This window comes from Streptomyces sp. NPDC048106 (assembly GCF_040706415.1).
In the GTDB taxonomy this organism is placed as follows: Bacteria; Actinomycetota; Actinomycetes; order Streptomycetales; family Streptomycetaceae; genus Streptomyces.
The window spans coordinates 1-1297 of sequence record NZ_JBEZND010000112.1 but is presented as its reverse complement, the minus strand read 5'-3'; the positions used below and the strand labels follow the sequence as shown (position 1 = coordinate 1297).

Below are 1297 nucleotides of genomic sequence, written 5' to 3'. Positions count from 1 at the left end.
CGTCGAACACGTCCTCGTCGTGCGCCGCACCGGCCAGGACGTCGCCTTCGACGACACCCGCGACGTGTGGTGGCACGACCTCGTCGCCCGCCAGTCCCCCCACCACACCCCCGAACCCTTCGAGGCCGAACACCCCCTGTTCATCCTCTACACCTCCGGCACCACCGGAAAACCCAAGGGCATCCTGCACACCTCCGGCGGCTACCTCACCCAGGTCGCCTACACCCACTGGGCCGTCTTCGACCTCAAGCCCGAGACCGACGTCTTCTGGTGCACCGCCGACGTCGGCTGGGTCACCGGCCACTCCTACATCGTCTACGGCCCCCTCGCCAACGGCGCCACCCAGGTCATGTACGAGGGCACCCCCGACACCCCCCACCAGGGACGCTTCTGGGAAATCATCCAGAAGTACAAGGTCTCCATCCTCTACACCGCCCCCACCGCCATCCGCACCTTCATGAAGTGGGGCGACGACATCCCCGCCGCCCACGACCTCAGCAGCCTGCGCATCCTCGGCTCCGTCGGCGAACCCATCAACCCCGAAGCCTGGATCTGGTACCGCAAACACATCGGCGCCGACCGCACCCCCGTCGTCGACACCTGGTGGCAGACCGAGACCGGCGCCATGATGATCTCCCCCCTCCCCGGCGTCACCCACACCAAACCCGGCTCCGCCCAGCGCCCCCTGCCCGGCATCAGCGCCACCGTCGTCGACGACGAAGCCAACGAAGTACCCGACGGCGGCGGCGGCTACCTCGTCCTCACCGAACCCTGGCCCTCCATGCTCCGCACCATCTGGGGCGACGACCAGCGCTTCAAGGACACCTACTGGTCCCGCTTCCAGGACAAGTACTTCGCCGGCGACGGCGCCAAGAAGGACGACGACGGCGACATCTGGCTCCTCGGCCGCGTCGACGACGTCATGCTCGTCTCCGGCCACAACATCTCCACCACCGAAGTCGAGTCCGCCCTCGTCTCCCACCCCGCCGTCGCCGAAGCCGCCGTCGTCGGCGCCACCGACGAAACCACCGGACAAGCCATCGTCGCCTTCGTCATCCTGCGCGGCACCGCCTCCGAGGACGACACCCTCACCACCCAGCTCCGCGACCACGTCGGCGCCACCCTCGGCCCCATCGCCAAACCCAAGCGCATCCTCCCCGTCGCCGAACTCCCCAAGACCCGCTCCGGCAAGATCATGCGCCGCCTCCTGCGCGACGTCGCCGAAAACCGCCAACTCGGCGACGTCACCACCCTCACCGACGCCGGCGTCATGGACCTCATCCAGAACAAACTCCCC

The 1297-nt window shown here is 68.2% G+C and carries 1 protein-coding gene; it reads left to right on the top strand.

What is annotated here, in order from left to right; translation table 11 throughout:
* A partial coding sequence (locus AB0927_RS40960; protein ID WP_366672962.1) for an acetate--CoA ligase occupies positions 1 to 1297 on the top strand: 1297 nt, incomplete at both ends.